The sequence below is a fragment of the Lysinibacillus sp. COL-1 genome, from assembly GCF_059814265.1.
This window is the reverse complement of sequence record NZ_JCAWSJ010000002.1, coordinates 547,160-564,243: the sequence shown is the minus strand read 5'-3', so window position 1 is coordinate 564,243 and position 17,084 is coordinate 547,160. Positions and strand designations below refer to the sequence as shown.

11 protein-coding genes are annotated in these 17,084 nt (G+C 37.8%); 7 read left to right on the top strand and 4 right to left on the bottom strand.

All coding sequences use genetic code 11. The features are described from left to right. Nucleotides 1-78: 78 nt before the first annotated feature. A complete protein-coding gene (locus AC6BKE_RS03320) occupies nt 79-366 on the bottom strand; it encodes a DUF6509 family protein (RefSeq protein ID WP_058843749.1) in 288 nt (95 codons plus the stop codon). Between the two features lie 157 nt (nt 367-523). On the opposite strand from AC6BKE_RS03320, the gene AC6BKE_RS03315 reads away from it, so the two are divergent. Next, nucleotides 524-1,702, top strand: coding sequence for an alanyl-tRNA editing protein (locus AC6BKE_RS03315; protein WP_058843750.1), 1,179 nt, complete (start codon nt 524-526; stop codon nt 1,700-1,702). Nucleotides 1,703-1,748: 46 nt separating this feature from the next. Here the strand turns inward: AC6BKE_RS03315 and AC6BKE_RS03310 are convergent, their stop codons facing one another. After that, the gene (locus tag AC6BKE_RS03310) at nt 1,749-3,746 is read right to left on the bottom strand and encodes a methyl-accepting chemotaxis protein (protein ID WP_036125779.1); all 1,998 of its coding nucleotides are present in this window, start codon (nt 3,744-3,746) and stop codon (nt 1,749-1,751) included. Between the two features lie 328 nt (nt 3,747-4,074). Here AC6BKE_RS03310 and AC6BKE_RS03305 point away from each other — a divergent pair, with 328 nt between their 5' ends. The 4 genes from AC6BKE_RS03305 to tatC are packed head-to-tail and all read left to right on the top strand — an operon-like array spanning nt 4,075 to nt 7,637. Beyond that, on the top strand, nt 4,075-4,821 hold the full coding sequence (locus tag AC6BKE_RS03305; RefSeq protein ID WP_058843752.1) for a gluconate 2-dehydrogenase subunit 3 family protein: 747 nt from the start codon (nt 4,075-4,077) through the stop codon (nt 4,819-4,821). A gap of 13 nt (nt 4,822-4,834) precedes the next feature. Further along, nucleotides 4,835-6,547 carry a GMC family oxidoreductase gene (locus tag AC6BKE_RS03300; protein ID WP_036125775.1) on the top strand — a complete coding sequence of 571 codons (1,713 nt, stop codon included), beginning with the start codon at nt 4,835-4,837 and terminating at the stop codon, nt 6,545-6,547. A gap of 29 nt (nt 6,548-6,576) precedes the next feature. Continuing rightward, nucleotides 6,577-6,780 carry a twin-arginine translocase TatA/TatE family subunit gene (tatA, locus tag AC6BKE_RS03295; protein WP_036125774.1) on the top strand — a complete coding sequence of 68 codons (204 nt, stop codon included), beginning with the start codon at nt 6,577-6,579 and terminating at the stop codon, nt 6,778-6,780. An 11-nt stretch (nt 6,781-6,791) separates the two neighbouring features. After that, complete coding sequence (gene tatC / locus AC6BKE_RS03290) at nt 6,792-7,637, top strand: twin-arginine translocase subunit TatC (protein WP_499855819.1); 846 nt, start codon at nt 6,792-6,794, stop codon at nt 7,635-7,637. 15 nt (nt 7,638-7,652) lie between these two features. On the opposite strand, the gene AC6BKE_RS03285 is transcribed toward tatC, so the two are convergent. Next, nucleotides 7,653-8,468, bottom strand: a complete 816-nt coding sequence (locus tag AC6BKE_RS03285; protein ID WP_058843756.1) for a metallophosphoesterase — start codon at nt 8,466-8,468, stop codon at nt 7,653-7,655. A 249-nt stretch (nt 8,469-8,717) separates the two neighbouring features. Here AC6BKE_RS03285 and AC6BKE_RS03280 point away from each other — a divergent pair, with 249 nt between their 5' ends. Further along, nucleotides 8,718-11,744, top strand: coding sequence for an ATP-binding protein (locus tag AC6BKE_RS03280; RefSeq protein WP_499855817.1), 3,027 nt, complete (start codon nt 8,718-8,720; stop codon nt 11,742-11,744). A 4-nt stretch (nt 11,745-11,748) separates the two neighbouring features. Continuing rightward, nucleotides 11,749-12,444, top strand: coding sequence for a response regulator transcription factor (locus tag AC6BKE_RS03275; protein ID WP_058843758.1), 696 nt, complete (start codon nt 11,749-11,751; stop codon nt 12,442-12,444). A 45-nt stretch (nt 12,445-12,489) separates the two neighbouring features. On the opposite strand, the gene AC6BKE_RS03270 is transcribed toward AC6BKE_RS03275, so the two are convergent. Further along, nucleotides 12,490-17,076, bottom strand: a complete 4,587-nt coding sequence (locus AC6BKE_RS03270) for a cadherin domain-containing protein (protein ID WP_499855815.1) — start codon at nt 17,074-17,076, stop codon at nt 12,490-12,492. Nucleotides 17,077-17,084: the final 8 nt, after the last annotated feature.

Here is a 17,084-nt window from a genome sequence, read left to right as displayed (position 1 = left end):
AGATATCATGTCCTGTGGCAGCTACTACAACAAAATAAAAAACAGGTAAAGAATATACGCTCTACCTGCTCCCATTTATTATAATTTAGCAATTTCTTCTTTACAGAATGTCAGAATTTCCTCTAGTTCATCATCCTCTAAAGCAAAATCTAAGTATTCACCTTCAGCCTTTTCTAGAATGAAGTAATTTAAAATAAATGGCGATTCGCCCTTTTCACCGATGAGGACACGAATTTCAATGCCAGCTTCGTGATATAATTCGTCCTCTTCATCAATTTCTACATCCAAAATAAATTCATAGCGCTTACCCTCAATAATATTTGTAGGGTCTAAAATTTCTTCCATTGTGAATTGTGTAATTTCCATTGTTCTAGCTCCTTTTTCTTTAGCTGTTCCTTTTTATATTAAATCAATTTCAGCATGGGTCAACTAGAAAAGCCGTATACACGTGTAAGTAATTATGCCAGAATAAAATGGAACTGTTTTAGAATTAAGAATCCCTACATAAAAAGGAGGCTTTTTCATGAAAGAGCTATTATATTATCAAGACGTTATGTTGCACGAGTTTAATGCTACTCTTGTAAGCAAAGGAATGGATGAAGCTGGTCGTCATTATGTTGTCCTATCCAATACCGCATTCTATCCAACTGGTGGCGGACAGCCTCACGATACAGGCACTTTGAATAATGTAGATGTCATAGATGTTGAAAAAGTTGATGATGAAATTCGTCACTATATTCAAGGAGATCCATCAACTTTAGACGGTGTAGTACGTGGCAAAATCAATTGGTCAAGACGGTTCGATCATATGCAGCAGCATGCTGGACAGCATATTTTAACAGCGGCATTTATAGAGCTTTTTAATGCACAGACTGTAAGCTTTCACCTAGGTAGTGAGCAGGTCACAATTGATATTGCTGTAGATACGCTGACTGAACAGCAGCTTGCAGCGGCGGAAGCAAGAGCCAATGACATCATTTTAGAAAATCGTCCAATTCAAACAACATGGATTACAGAAAATGAGCTTGTTAACTATAATCTTCGGAAAGAAGTTGCTGTGACGGGGGACATTCGACTAGTCATTATCCCTGATTTTGATTATAACGGCTGTGGTGGCACTCATCCAACATCCACAGGGCAGGTCAGTGCTATTAAAATACTAAGCACTGAAAAAATGAAAGGCAATGTGCGCGTTTCTTTTGTCTGTGGACAACGTGTTTTAGCCGAGCTTGCCATGCGGAAAAAAGTATTAGCAGATGTTGCTCGACAATTAAGTGTTCCAGAGATTGAGGCTGCTACAGCACTTACAAAAGTTTTATCTGTCCAAAAAACTACGGAGAAAGCACTTGCTACTGCGAAAGAGGAGTTACTAACTTACGAAGCAAAGGCACTGGTGGCTAATAGTGAAGGTGTAGTAACGGCTGCTTTTCATCAACGAACAATGCAGGAGCTACAAAAAATCGCTCGTCTGATTGTCTCTGAACAGTCAGATGCTATGACTTTACTAGTTTCTGAAAATGAAGGCAAACTACAATTTGTTGCAGCAAAAGGTAAAAATGTTACCAAAAGCATGAAAGATATTGCCGCGAAGGCATTACCTCTTATTAATGGTAAGGGCGGCGGAAGTGACCAAATGGTCCAAGGCGGTGGCGATTGTATGATTTCCAAAGAAGAACTACTGCTAGCTATGGAAAAAGCTTAATTCTACTATGAAAAAGGAGCCGTCATTATGAGACAGCTCCTCCTTTTTAATACTTAAATTTTTGAATGGCTCCATATAACCGTTTCGCCATTTCTGATAGTTTTTCAGTTTGACCGTTCATCGTTTCTACTGTATTCAACTGTTCTGTTGTTGCATCTGTTACCTCATGCACATAATCACTTGCTGCATGTGCGGTTGCTGCCATTTCTTCCATAGATGCTGAAACTTCCTCTGTATTTGCAGACATTTGTTCAGCTGAAGCGTTCATTTCTTCAATTTGACCTGCTATCTCACCTACCGCTCGAACCATTTCCTCAAAACGTTCACCAACTGCCTCAATAGAAGCTAATCCGCGTTCAACATGAACTTCGCCCGATTCTGCCGCCTTTACTACCTCTAATGTGTAGGATTGAACGCTTTCAATTAATACATTAATTTTGGTAGCTGACTCTGCCGTCTGCTCCGAAAGCTTGCGAACTTCATCCGCTACAACAGCAAATCCTTTACCTGCCTCTCCTGCACGAGCTGCTTCGATGGAGGCATTCAATGCTAATAAATTTGTTTGATCAGAAATATCTGTAATCATTTTAGAAATTAAACTAATTTCCTCTGACTCTCTTTCTAGCTTGTGAATAATTGTTAGCTCAGCTGTTGTCCCCTCCTGAATCTCATTCATACGGCGCATAGATTGCTGGACAGCTTCATTGCTCTCACTAATTTTCTGGGAAATAAAATCTGTATTGCAGGCAATAGCTGAGGCTACTTCGGCAACATTTTGTATACCCATAGCCATTTGTTCCATTGCAGAGGCACTTTCTTCTGCCATCACGGTTTGACTCTGTGCCCCCCTGTCTACTTCACTGATTGCACTAGCTATTTGCTTAGAATGCTTTGTCACAGCAGTGACATCTCCCATTAAATCACACGAGGCTTCATTCACTGCAGTTGCTTCCTGACTCACTTTCGCTACCATTTCTCGCATATTATCAATCATGCGATCTAATGCACGCGCCATTGTCCCCATCTCATCAATACGCTTTAAATACTTCTCAGGGATCTCCTGTGTAAAGTCACCTTCTGATAAGCCTTCACTAATACGAAGCACATGACGAAGTGGTCTACTGACCGAACGTGAAATAGCAAATGAGATGAATAGTCCTAGTATCGAAACAATGATGGTCGTGACAATAAAGTTCGTCTTAAGCTTAGAAAGTCCTGAGAACATCTCATTTTCTAATGCAATAACCCCCATTTTCCAACCATTATCAAGGGTATGGTAGCCCATTAAGTTCGTACCAGCATCCTCTGTTTCGAACGAAAAATAGCCACTTTCATTGGTAATCATTTCTTTTGCAGCTAATGCCCTGCCCGTCATAACACCTGTTTCTTCCGCTTCTTCGATTGGATTATTTTGCTCCTTCACATAGGAATGATTATTATGTCCAATAATCGTTCCTTGAGCATCCAGCATAAATGCATAGCCACTGTCTCCAACCTTAATGTCCTCGACAATATTAGATAAATAATAACCATCAATACGAGCCAATAATAGTGCTTTTTCACCTGTAGCTGTAGTAATTGGTGAAACAATTAAAATAACCGGCTCGCCGGTTACACGGCTAATCGTTATTTCAGACATGACAGACTTGCCAGTAAAACCTTCTTTTACATAATCACGATCGCCTAATTCAGCAGTTGTATCATCTAGATAATGGGCTACCCCATCAGCTTTTATAATGCCAAAACCTAAGTAGTTCTTATTATTAGCAAGGCGTTTTGACAAATATTGTTTTTGTTTTTCAAAGTCCATACTACGAACTGCCTCTTGCTCTGCGATTGCTTCTACCTCTACCAGTGTTAGTTGGAAGTGTTCTTCTATGTATTGTGAAACATCCTCTGCTCTAGATACTAAATTGGATTCCACTTGCTCATTCATTGCATTCGTACTATTGATCCAAGTAGATAGTCCAAGTGTGCCGCAAGTTACAAAAACAAGAGCAATAATTGCAATAATTAATTTACCACCAATACCTTTTATCCACATATCCCTTTTTCTCACTTCTTCCGTTTTTAGCTATATTATTCGAATATTTATGCATAACTTCAGAGTAAAGTCACAAAAAGTAGAAGTCAACAAAAGTTTTCCAATATGATTAATAAATGTATAATAATACCATTTTCACTATCTATATAGTGCTAACAATTTTCTACAAATTTTTTAATTCATAGATATAGTTTGCTATAGAAAGACAGAATACTCGCTACATTGGATGAAATTAAAACATTTTCCAATAAAAATTGATTATAATTCACAATTTTTGCTGATTATTAACAATAGGATCGGTTTAAAACATTTTGAGGGGAGGATTTCTATGAGTTCAGACAAAAACAATGTTTCTCGTCGAGACTTTTTGAAAACAACAGGTATTGCTGCTGGTACATTAGTCGGTGGTGGATTAATAGGAGGGCTAGTAGGCTACAACATCCAAGGTAAAGGGACTTCCACTCTGGAGCATGGTGGGCATGAAACGAATGAGGCTACTGGTTCGCCTAAGGCTAAGATGTTTTTTAGAAATGAAAAAGATTTTAGTATCTTATCAAAGGCTACAGAGCGTATCTTCCCAGAAGATGATTTAGGGCCCGGCGCTATAGGCTTAGATGTTCCCTATTTTATCGATCATCAACTGGCAGGAAATTATGGGAGTAACTCTAAAGAATATATGCAAGCTCCATTTGACGTAGGTGCCCCTACACAAGGCTATCAAAGTCGTTTAACACGAGCAGAAATTTTCAGGCAGGGCATTCAAAAATTAGAGGACGAAGCTCAAAAGCGTTATCAAAAGAGCTTTAATGATTTAGAAGGTAAACAGATGGATGAAATTTTAACAGCCTTTCAAAAGGGTGACATAGAAATGGTTGGGGTGACATCCGCATTCTTCTTTACACTGCTGCGTGCGGCTACATTAGAGGGTGCCTATTCTGACCCTATGTATGGCGGAAATCGTAATATGGATGGCTGGCGCATGAAAGGCTTCCCTGGCCACCAAATGGCTTATATTACACAAATAGAAGATGCGAAATTCCAAAAAATTGAGCCTAATCCATTAGGCAATCATTAAGGGGGGTTAGAAAATGGCTAAAACATTACCTAGTGTAGACGTTGTAACAGTTGGCGTAGGTTGGACAGGCGGTATCGTTGCTGCTGAATGTGCAAAAGCCGGCTTAAAGGTGGTCGGTTTAGAGCGTGGTCAAAAGCGCGGTACCGAAGATTATTTAAATGTTCACGATGAATACCGTTATGCCATTCGATATGATTTGATGCAAAATCTATCTAAAGAAACGGTAAGCTTTCGAAATGATCGCAATATGAAGGCATTGCCAATGCGACAGCTTGGCTCCTTCCTACTTGGAGAGGGTCTTGGAGGATCAGGAACGCACTGGAATGGTATGACCTATCGATTTTTACCCTATGATTTTCAAATAAAAACATTAACAGATAAACGTTATGGACCAAACAAACTTGGACCAGATTATCTAATACAAGATTGGGGTTTAACATACGATCAACTGGAGCCCTATTTCGATAAATTTGAAAAAACAGCAGGTATTTCAGGTGATGATAAAAATCCATTTAGCGGCAAGCGTTCAAATCCCTATCCTACACCACCTATGAAAAAAACACCTATGCTTACGCAATTTGAAAAAGCGGCACAAAGCTTAAAGCTAACACCCTATATGGTGCCATCTGCCAACGTATCCGAGGTTTATAAAAATCCTGATGGTGAAACGATCAATGCTTGTCAATATTGTGGTTTCTGTGAACGGTTTGGCTGTGAATATGGCGCAAAATCTTCTGCAGAAATTACAGTCGTCCCTACCGCTTTAAAGACAGGAAACTTTGATTTACGCTTCAATTCCAATGTTGTCGAAATTTTAAAGCAGGGCAATAAGGCTACTGGTGTAAGATATATCGATACTGTGTCGGGAGAAGAATTTATTCAGCCTGCTAATGCGGTTGTATTGACTAGCTATGTCTTTAATAATGCCAAGCTGTTAATGGTCTCAGACATCGGTGAACGATATGATCCTACTACTGGTAAAGGCACACTTGGCAGAAACTATTGCTATCAAATCTTACCTGGTGCTGCGGGGTTCTTCGATGAACAATACAATACATTTATGGGCGCAGGTTCATTAGGCATGTGTATAGACGACTTCAATGGGGATAATTTTGACCATAGTGATTTAGATTTTATTCACGGAGGAAATATTGCTCTTACACAGACAGGTACTCGACCAATCGGTTCCAATCCAACACCACCAGATACGCCTACTTGGGGACCTGAATTTAAAAAGCAGTCTATTTATTACTATACACGCTCATTCGGTATTGGTGCGCAAGGAGCATCTATGCCACATAAGCAAAACTATTTATCACTGGACCCTACCTATAAAGATGCTTATGGCTTGCCATTAATACAATTAACGTACAATTTTACTGAGCAGGATCGTGCACTGCATAAATATATTTCCGCAAGAGCAGCTGACATTATGAAAGAGATGGGTGCAAAAACAATTGTTCCTAACGCTGAAATTACCGACTACAATATCGTACCTTACCAAACAACGCATAACACAGGTGGGACAGTCATGAGTTCAACGCCAGAGCAAGGTGTCGTGAATAATTACCTACAGCATTGGGATGTTGATAATCTGTTCGCGGTAAGTGCAGGCAATTTTGCACACAATAGCGGCTACAATCCAACAGGTACATTAGGAGCACTTGCTTATCGCTGTGCAGAGGGAGTTATTAAATATAGTCAATCAGGCGGTTCTTTAGTGTAAAAAACTTATATTTAAAGGAGGTAAGGCTTATGGGAGGTCTTGGAGCAATTGGAGTACCTGGCTTAATCATTATTTTGGTCATTGTGTTAATTGTATTTGGTCCGAAGAAATTGCCAGAAATCGGCGGAGCAGTTGGCAAAACGTTTGCAGAATTTAAAAAGTCCACTAAAGGGCTTATGGATGATGAGGACGATTCCGAGAAAAAGGTCGAAAAAAAATCTGATGCTTCGTAGGAGGGGTTCCTATGGATCCATATGAAGACGGAAAAAGAAAATATTTAAGCCCCCTTGATAAACCACAAGCTGAGCTTCCATCACCCGTGGAGGCTTTAGCTGAAATACCTGTAGTAGCAATTGAAGAAGATCATGTAGCAGATGAACCTCTGATACCTGTTACCTCATTATTGGAACATCTTTCTGAGCTGCGTAAGCAAATTATAAAAGGGCTAACAATTTTCATTTTATTTTTTATTGTAGTCTTTTCGACTATAAATATTTGGTTTCCATTCATAACTCGAGGTCATTCTCTCGTTATTTTAGGGCCGCTTGAGGTTGTTAAATTTTATATGACTATTTCTACTACTTTAGCATTTGGTCTTGCAATGCCTTTTCTCGTTCATTTTCTGTGGAGCTTTGTAAAGCCTGGCTTAAAGGAAGAGGAAAGTCGATTTTTAGGTCTCTATGCACCGATTATGCTAGTTCTTTTTTTAATAGGAATAGCTTTTGGCTACTTTGTTGTCAATCCACTTAGCTATACCTTCTTAGTAAGTCTCGGAGCTACCAATTTCGATGTTATGGTATCAGCTAGTGAATATATGCATTTTTTAATCATGACCACCGTACCGCTCGGTTTATTATTCGAGTTACCCATTGTTGCTCTCTTTTTATCAGCCATTGGTGTACTAACTGCTGAATCCATGAAAAAAATACGAGGCTGGTCTTATATCGCAATGGGCGTAGGCTCTGCTGTTATCACGCCACCCGATTTTATCAGTCAGCTACTCGTATTAATACCTATGATTATTTTGTATGAAATTAGTATCTATCTTGTGAGACGTACAGAACGTAAACAAATTGAAAGCACTGCGTAAACTTTAACGCAGTGCTTATTTTTTCTTTAATTCCATCACAATAATTTCCGGAAGATTAAAAATGCGATATGGTACTGAGCTATTTCCTAGCCCACGACTAACCACCATTTCAGTCGATCCTGCTTCGTAGACACCAGCTGTATATTTTGGAAACAGCCCCTGTCCTGGCGCAACAAGTCCACCAAGTCCAGGAATACGAACTTGCCCACCATGCGCATGTCCCGAAAATACTAAATCCATGTGATACTTTACATACGTATTAAACACCTCAGGTCGATGTGCCAGTAACAGCTTAAACATATCGTTTGGTAAATAAGCTGTTGCTATGTCTAGCATGTCTGCCGTGGATCTACCCATTAACGGATCCTCAATTCCAACAATCGCCAAGCGCTCCCCGTCGCGCTCTAGTACGGTCGATTCATTGGCCAGTATATGTACCCCTAACGATGACAGCGCCTCATAAATTTCATCAACCTTATTCGTCGCTACTTCATGGTTGCCCAGTACATAATAAACATCCGCTATTTCAACTAGTCCTTTTACTGCCTGTAGACTTTGCTTTAAATCGTAGCGATTGCTATCTATCACATCACCTGTGATAAAGATATAGTCAGGATTTGTATCCTTAACCTTTGCAATCAGTCTTTGCTGATTGTCACCAAAGAGGGCGTCATGTAAATCCGATACCTGTACAATGCGTAGCCCTTCAAAGCTGGCAGGCACTTTTTCTGATTCGAACACATGCTTACTTACGACTAGCCAGTGATTGTTTACGTACAAAAAAATGACTATAAACACAACAAAGCATACACTATATAATAATTTTTTCAATCGCAATCGCTCACTTTGCGGCTACTTTGTTCAGAGAAAACTCTGACTTCCTTATTATAAGCAAAAAACAGAGTGATTGTAAGCATATGCACTATAAATAAATAAAATGCACAAAATCCATCTAAAATGGACTCGTCACAATAGGCATTCACTCACATTTTAACTATTCTTAGTTTACTTTCACATGCTATACTGTAGGTATAATTACATATTATCCCCTTTAAATATAACAAGATTGAGAGAACCATAATGAGAAAGCTAATACTTATTTCTATGGTCATTATTAGTGTAGTGATTATTGGTGTGGCGTCACAGTTACTCAAACATGAAAGAACCGACGCTCCTAAAGCTGTTGCTGGCGTAATAGACCTAAAACAATACGATTTGCACCACAATACAGTAAGTTTAGATGGAGAATGGGATTTCGTCCCCGATAAATTGTTGAATTATTCCGATTTCGATAACCATCATTCCTATTTAGTAGAAGTCCCGTCACAATGGTCAAAGTATACGCTCGATAAAGAAAATTTCACCACTTTCGGCAGTGGTACTTATCGATTAAAAATTTTAATCAATAATCCCGATGATATTTTAGGTATCAAAACAGGGAATATTCGTATGTCCAATGCCATTTATATTGATGAAAAGCGTATTGGACAAAGCGGTGTACCTGCTGAAGAGTCAATATATGTACAAAAGAATGTACCCTATGTTGCTTACTTTCAACCTAATAAAAACGAGTTAGAGCTGCTTATACATGTGGCTAATTTTGATTATGCATCAGGTGGAGGAATTATTGGTTCCATTTTCATTGGAGATCAAGAAAGTATTGGAAAATTAAGAGAAAGCTCTCTTTTTTACGATTTGATAACGATTGCTGCTTTTTTTACAATGTTTATTTATTTTGCTGGTTCTTATCTCTATGCGAGACTCGATATCGAACAGCTTTATTTTTCCTTATTTTGTTTCATGGTCGGTTTATATAGCGTCTCCCATGGTGAAAAAATTTTAATGTCGTTACTCCCTGTTACCTATGAGTTCCTGATAAGAATTCAAATTATTTCGAGTATCGGTACAGGTATCTTCATGCTGTTGTATTTTTACTATGCCCTTCAACAATTTGCTTATAAAAAAATTGTAAAAATACTTTGTATAATTGGCGTTTTATTATTAGCTACGGTTATGCTCCCCATATCCATTAGCTCATACTTACAATTTGTGTACTCTATTTATATTTTTATGAATATCTTTTATATCCTTTATATTCAAATCATTGCTATCTTTAAACGATCAGTAGGAGCTATTTATTTATCGCTTAGTTCGATGGCTATTCTCATCTATATGGTCGTAGCTACTTTAAATCTGAATATTAATCTAGAAATCTATTCATTACCACCTTTACTTCCTTTTATTTGTTTAACGATGCTTTCTCTTTATATTTCCCATCGTTTTACTGACTCTTATTTAGAGAAAGGACGAATCACAAGTGCTTTAATGCGAGTAGATAAATTAAAAGATGAGTTTCTCGCAAAAACTTCTCATGAATTTCGTACGCCCTTACATGGTGTAATTGCTATTTCTCAGTCCATGCTAGAGCCTCAGGAAAGCACCACATTAACGATGGAACAAAAAGAAAAAATCTCGCTCATCTTTAATATCACAGAAAAGTTATCACATCTTGTTAATGATATATTAGATTTTTCAAAGATAAAAGAAGGTGAACTAAAACTACGTCTTACTAATGTTGATCTATATTCTGTAACCCATGTCATCGTTGAAATATTGTCGTACATCGGCAATAAAGACGTAAAAATTTATAATTATATTGAACGAGGTAAGTTTCTATTAGCTGACGAAGATAGGCTACGTCAAATTCTTTATAATCTAATTGAAAATGCTGTTAAATACACCAAGCAAGGAAAAGTTGAAATTTCATGCTACGAAGAACATAGATTCCTTGTTATTGAAGTAAGTGACACTGGGCGGGGTATTGCGCCAGAACATTTAGAGTCAATCTTTGAACCATTTCGGCAGTTAGAGGATGCAAGTAGAGGTGCAGGTCTAGGCCTAAATGTGACAAAAGAACTTGTGCAGTTGCATGGTGGAGAAATTACTGTTCATTCAGTTGTAGGTCAAGGAACAACTTTCTACGTTAAGCTACCTATTGAAGCAATAAAGAAAGAGCAGCAAGACAAGGAACATAGGAATAAAATTATACTAACTAAAGAATATTCTCCAGTAACCTTTCCTCATTTTGCGGGAAATAAAGTAGGGAAAAAAATTCTAATTGCTGATGATGACCATATTAACCTAAAAGTATTAATCGATATTCTAGAAAAGGAGAATTACTCTATCATTGCTGTAGACGATAGCCAGCAAGTCTTTGAACAATTAACACTGCATCCAGCTATCGATTTATTAATTTTAGATATTATGATGCCTAAGTTGTCTGGCTATGAGGTTTGCCAGCAAATTAGAAAAAGCTATTCTTCTGCGGAGCTACCAATACTAATGCTTACAGCCGCCATTCGTCCCGAGGATTTGATTGCTGCTTTCCAATCCGGAGCGAATGATTTTCTACATAAACCACTAGATACGGCTGAACTAAAGACAAGAGTTCGAAATCTTATTTTGTTAAAAGAATCTGCTGAAACAGCTATTAAAATGGAGACAGCTTTTTTACAAGCACAGATTAAACCTCACTTTATTTACAATGTGTTAAATTCGATCTTATCGCTCAGTTATTTAGATTTAGATAAAGCACGGACAATGATTACCGATTTTGCAGCATTTTTAAGAAGCAGCTTCTCATTCGAAAATACTAATAGCTTAATTGCCTTAGATCAGGAACTCCAGCTTATACAGGCCTATGTCAATATTCATCGAATGAGATATCCAGAGCAGCTCGATTGGGAAATTCAGATGGAGGAACCATTCAATATATTGATTCCTCCTCTACTACTACAGCCTTTAGTTGAAAATGCTCTTTTTCACGGTTTAAAAAACAAACGAAACAATGGTCGAGTGACAATGAAAATAGCAAAAGAACAGCAAATGATAAATATCCAGATTAGAGATAATGGTATTGGCATGACACAAGAAATGTTAGACAAAATTTTATCAGAAGAACCTTCAGTTCATCAGAGCGTTGGGATTCGAAATATTGCCAAACGTATAAAAAAATATGAGAATGCCACCTTCCGTATCGATAGTGTTGTCGATGAAGGAACAACTGTACAAATAAATTTCCCACTAATCCCGGATGAAAAGAGATGAAAGAATGTTAAAATCGATTATTGTGGACGATGAAATCTTAGCAATCCACTTATTAGAGGCTATGTTAAAGGACAATGAGACAGTTGAGATTATCGGCAAGTTTACAAGTCCTCTAGAGGCTATAGACCATATTCCTAGGCTGAAGCCAGATATTCTTTTTTTAGATATTGAAATGGCTGATATGAATGGCATTGAGGTTGCCAGTAAAGTAGAAGAATTAGCGCAATCAATGGATATTATCTTTATAACTGCCTACGAGCATTATGCTATTGAGGCGTTTGCAGTTCAAGCAGTAGACTATATTTTAAAACCGATTGAAAAAATGCGTTTACTGAAAACCATTGAAAGAATCGCTTTACGAAGGAAGCAAATACAATTACTAGATAGGAAAGATGAGGATATTAGCATCATCGATAATTTTCACTTTCATGTTCATTCAAGAAGAGTCTATATTGAAGATATAGCATTAACATTATCAACAAAGGAATTTCAAATTTTATTTTTTCTAGCACAACGCCCCGCGCAAATTTTCCATCCAACTGAATTGTACAAGCTGATTTGGGCTGAGGAAAGTATTGGACAAACACAGGCATTGAAAGTGCATATTAGTAATTTACGAAAAAAGCTGGAGTTCGCCTCGGGTCATCGAGCAAAAATTGTTACTGTGAGAGGATCTGGTTATCAGTTCCTTTTTGAATAAAGTCAAAAAACACGACGATTGGAATAAACTCGTCGTGTTTTTCATTTATTTTTTTGCCGCTTCTTGAATCTCATTAAATGCCCAATGATTACTCAGAACATCTTTAAATATTGGCGTTTGAAGCTCTGTTGTTACTTGACGCTCAAACAAGTCATTTAATACTTTGACCGCTTCAGCACGTGATAAATAACCATCTGGATTAAATATATCCACCGTCATACCGTTCATAATGCCCAATCCATTGACAGCATTAATTGCTTTAACAGCCCAATGATTGACGCTCACATCTTTGAAAATCATACCTTGTGAGGTAGATTTACAAAATTCTACATTTGGACTGTCTGCGCAATGCCTTTCCATCCACCGAACTGCTACTGTCGCCATTTGTGCTCGTGTAATAAAGCCGTCTGGATGGAAGTTTGTCTCAGTAATGCCTTTAAATAAACCTGCATCCTTCGCAAATTCTATTGCATCTTTTGCATCATGTTGTATTGTATCTGTATATGTCGCCCTCGCTTGGGGAATTGCATTACCTGTTAATTGACGAGCAAACATACTTGCCATTTGTGCTCTTGTAACAGGGGCATTCGGACGGAAGGTACCATCTGGATAGCCTTGAATATAAGGTGTATGTGTAACAGCGTCAGTAGTTGGTTCCTTTACATCTTCCTTTTCTGGTACATAGAGAATAGAGAAAGTAGAGAACTTATTTACCTCAAACTGTAAGCCTGCTATTCCTTTTTGATATTCTACAACCTTCCCACGTACAACCTCTTTTGAGCCATCACTATGCTCGATAAAGATTGCCAAATGAGCTAGTTGTTCATCTGTTAAATCTGTAGGCAACGGCAATGTTAAAATAACAGGACGGTTTTGCATATTTGTTTCAATTGTCATCGGGCGACCAAGCAACTCAACAACTGCACTTTCGACCAATTGCTGAACAACGATTTCCCTTTTGGCTCGTTCTTTGATCTCTAGTTGTTTATCTAGCTCTTTTATAGGAACAAGTCGGAAATAGAGGTCATCATTAAATATTTCCAATGAAGTTTTAGGCACTTCAATTCTAACGTTATCTGTGACAATTTCAAGATGAACTGCACCAGTTTTTAGAAGTGTCACTACATTATTTGGTATGGAAACATGAACTTGATTTACTTGATCCTTCTGGTCTGGAATGATGACCCTTGCTGTATCATTTCCTTGTTCCTTTAATTTTCTAATCGTCTCTGTTGCGCTCTCTGCTGTTAATGTCACTTCATCCTTCATAGTGTTGTCTACATTTTTTGTTCGTTTTATTGTTGTTTTAGAAACTAGGTTTCCATCACCAGACTCAACATCTATTACAATTTCCTCTACTTTGGTTGAAGGTATTGCTGAACCTGGCTCAAGATTTGGTGATGGATCAGTATTGCCACCACCTGTATTATTACTAATCCATTTAGCATAGATCACTGTGTTCGCTGTAATTACATTATCAAAAGTATATGGTGTTGTGTAGGCACTACTCGTATACCAGCCACCAAATGTATAGCCAGCTTTCGTTGGCACTTGCGTCGGCTGACTTGCTTTTCCTCTATGTGCCACCACCTGATTTGAAACGACACTTCCTCCCGCTACATCAAAGCTCACAGTATAATGATTAATTGTCCATTGTGCAAAAAGTGTGACATTCTCTTTAGCCATTTTAAACGTCTCATTCGGCAAATAAGAAGTTCCTGTCCCATCCGCCTTTGTATTCCAGCCTATAAAAGAGTGCCCTATTTTAACGAGGTACCCACCATTTGCAGCTACAATAATATTGTCATTTTGACTATATGTTGCATTATCTTGGGGTGCAGTTCCACCCGTACTACCATTACCATTGTATAAAACCGTATAAGTTAAAGGTGTTATAATTTTTGCTGATGATGATACCCCTTGATCCCCATCTAAAATTAGTAATTCATCACCTTTTGGCTGAACAGTAAAAGTATAGCTTCCTATGCTATTTGTTTGGAACGCGGTAGTAAAATCAACACCTTCATTGATATTTCCAGCTAATACATTCGCTGCTGTTCCAACTGCCGTTCCTTCCTTATACAGAAGCACATCATAGCTCAACGCATTAGGAATAGTCTGCCATTTTGCAATATTTCCATCCCAGCTCAAGCCATTTGTAATGCTTGCTAGCTTAATAACCGTTTGTGTATTGGAATGGCTTGACGGAACTCCATCTAAATATACTAGCCCGTCTCCCTTGGCAGTTACGGTTACTGTATATGTCCCCACTCCAGCTGCACGCATTGCTGGTAAGAAATTATGCGTTGTTGTATCTGCTGATATGTCAACGATACTACCAATCGGAGAGCCATCTTTTAAGAGCTGCACAGCATAGCAAGATTCGCCTGTTATATCTGTCCATGTTGCAATACCACTAGGGCTTAAAGCAACATTGTCTACTTGTTCGAGAGTAGGTAATGCTCTTATCACCGTAAGGGTATATGTTTTGGTTGCTACTCCGTTTTCAGCAGTCACAACAATGGTAATTGTGTTACTGCCTACATTTAGAGGTATTGTGATCAATAGCCCACTTGCAATGGAGGAACCATTTACTGTAAGAGTTGCACTACTATTTGCAGTTGTTGGCATTATACCAATATTTTCAACATTATGAGCCACGTTGATCTGATAATCCAATATACTATCTGTAAAATTTGGACTTAAACTGCCTGGTGAAATAACTAAATTACTTAAATAGGCATTATTACTAGGAGGTAAAGTGGTAAAACTCCATATATTTTTTGCTGTTATGCCAGCTACACCTTGATTGGATGTATCAACGAAAGTTCCATCATCCATCAATACATAATAAGTTGTTGCTTTTATTAAATTATTTGTTAATTGAATTGACACGTTACTGCCATTCACTGTCACATTTGTTGCAGTGGCTTCTATTGTTTCTATTAAATTATTATCTTGATCATAGATACGAAGATGTTTTCCTGCAATACCACTCACACTCTTGCTAAAATTTAGCGTTAGCGTAGGATTAATAGAAGCATTTGTCATCTTGTTAACTGGTACGGTTGATACCAGTGTGGGAATCGGAACTTCATTGACATCTGTCACCGAAATAGTAAACACTTTTTCAAAAGATAAGTCGCCTTGATCTGTCACCCTAATCCGTACACTGTAGCTATTTTTTGTTTCATAATCAAATGGACTATTCGTTTGTAGTTTATCCCCAGCTATACTAAAGCCACTATTATCTGTTGACCCAGCACCACCTACTAAACTATACGTAAAAGAGGAACCTGCATCAGGATCAGTGGCACTTAATGTACCCACTTTGGTTCCTGATGGTTGATTTTCTTCTACTGATGTTGGGCTTAATGAAATATCTGTTGGAGCTTCATTGACATCTGAAATATTTATAGTGAATGCTTTTTCATATAAATTATTGGCACTATCGGATACTTGAATCCGCACACTGTAATTATTCTTTGCTTCATAATCAAATATTCCTGCTGTTTTTAGCTGATTCCCATCGACGGTAAAGCTACTGTTATCTGTAGCTCCTGTGCCAGCCACTAAACTGTAAGTAAACGTTTCTCCAACATTTGGATCAGTTGCGCTAAATGTACCAACAACCGTTCCTACTGGCTGATTTTCTGCTACTGTCAGCGAGCTCAGCACAATATCAGTTGGACGCTCATTTAATTTTGTCACCGAAATGGTGAATATTTTTTCAAAGGTTAATCCTCCATTATCCGTTACCTGAATTCGAACACTATAGCTGTTCTTTGCTTGATAATCAAATGAACTATTCGTTCGTAGTTCATTTCCTACTATGCTAAAACTACTATTATCTGTTGACCCGGATCCTCCTACTAGACTATACGTAAAAGAGGAAACTGCATCAGGGTCAGCGGCACTTAATGTCCCTACTTTGGTTCCTGATGGTTGACTTTCTATTACTGAAGTCGAACTTAATGTTATGTCGGTAGGTGCACTATTTTGCACATCACCATACGTAATCTCTAAGTATGGGCCCAATTCGGGTGCAATTGGATTTTCTGATTTTACAATTACCATATTTTTAGCGTCGCTGCTCAGTAAAAATGTAATCTGTTGTGTATCAATTGCAGAGGGATTTTTCAATAACTCTTTTACATCAATTGATACATTAATTGGCTCGCCTGACGTATCCTTCAAAACCGATACTTTTTCAGAAGGTATATCTAAATTATTTGGAAAACTACCATCGTTCCAGTTACTTGATCCAACTCTTATTACTAAATCGGAAACTGGCATATCATTAATATTATCATTATCATTTGTAACATTTAAAATAAGGTTAGCCGAAATAATGCTTTTAGTTGTATTAATATTATTAAATTTCACAGCAGCTACACGTGTTTTATTATCAGTAGTCTTTGAAACATCTAAATAAATCCCTTCGTTAATATATTTTTCGAAGTTGCCATTACTATCGTTTAGTGCATTCAACTGTGCTACTGGAAGTAACGGCGGTACTGTAGAACTAGCACTTGCAGGTTGTATTCCTAAGGTTGAGAAAACCATTGCCAAAATGGTTAAAATTATTAATATTTTATATACTGCTGTTTTTATAAAAGATACTAAATCCATTCTCACTC

Coding starts and splice junctions, on each gene's coding strand:
- AC6BKE_RS03310 (WP_036125779.1), bottom strand. CDS start 3,746: ATGTGGATAAAAGGTATTGGTGGTAAATTAATTATTGCAATTATTGCT.
- tatA (WP_036125774.1), top strand. CDS start 6,577: ATGGGAGGTCTTGGAGCAATTGGAGTACCTGGCTTAATCATTATTTTG.
- AC6BKE_RS03305 (WP_058843752.1), top strand. CDS start 4,075: ATGAGTTCAGACAAAAACAATGTTTCTCGTCGAGACTTTTTGAAAACA.
- AC6BKE_RS03320 (WP_058843749.1), bottom strand. CDS start 366: ATGGAAATTACACAATTCACAATGGAAGAAATTTTAGACCCTACAAAT.
- tatC (WP_499855819.1), top strand. CDS start 6,792: ATGGATCCATATGAAGACGGAAAAAGAAAATATTTAAGCCCCCTTGAT.
- AC6BKE_RS03315 (WP_058843750.1), top strand. CDS start 524: ATGAAAGAGCTATTATATTATCAAGACGTTATGTTGCACGAGTTTAAT.
- AC6BKE_RS03275 (WP_058843758.1), top strand. CDS start 11,749: ATGTTAAAATCGATTATTGTGGACGATGAAATCTTAGCAATCCACTTA.
- AC6BKE_RS03270 (WP_499855815.1), bottom strand. CDS start 17,076: ATGGATTTAGTATCTTTTATAAAAACAGCAGTATATAAAATATTAATA.
- AC6BKE_RS03300 (WP_036125775.1), top strand. CDS start 4,835: ATGGCTAAAACATTACCTAGTGTAGACGTTGTAACAGTTGGCGTAGGT.
- AC6BKE_RS03280 (WP_499855817.1), top strand. CDS start 8,718: ATGAGAAAGCTAATACTTATTTCTATGGTCATTATTAGTGTAGTGATT.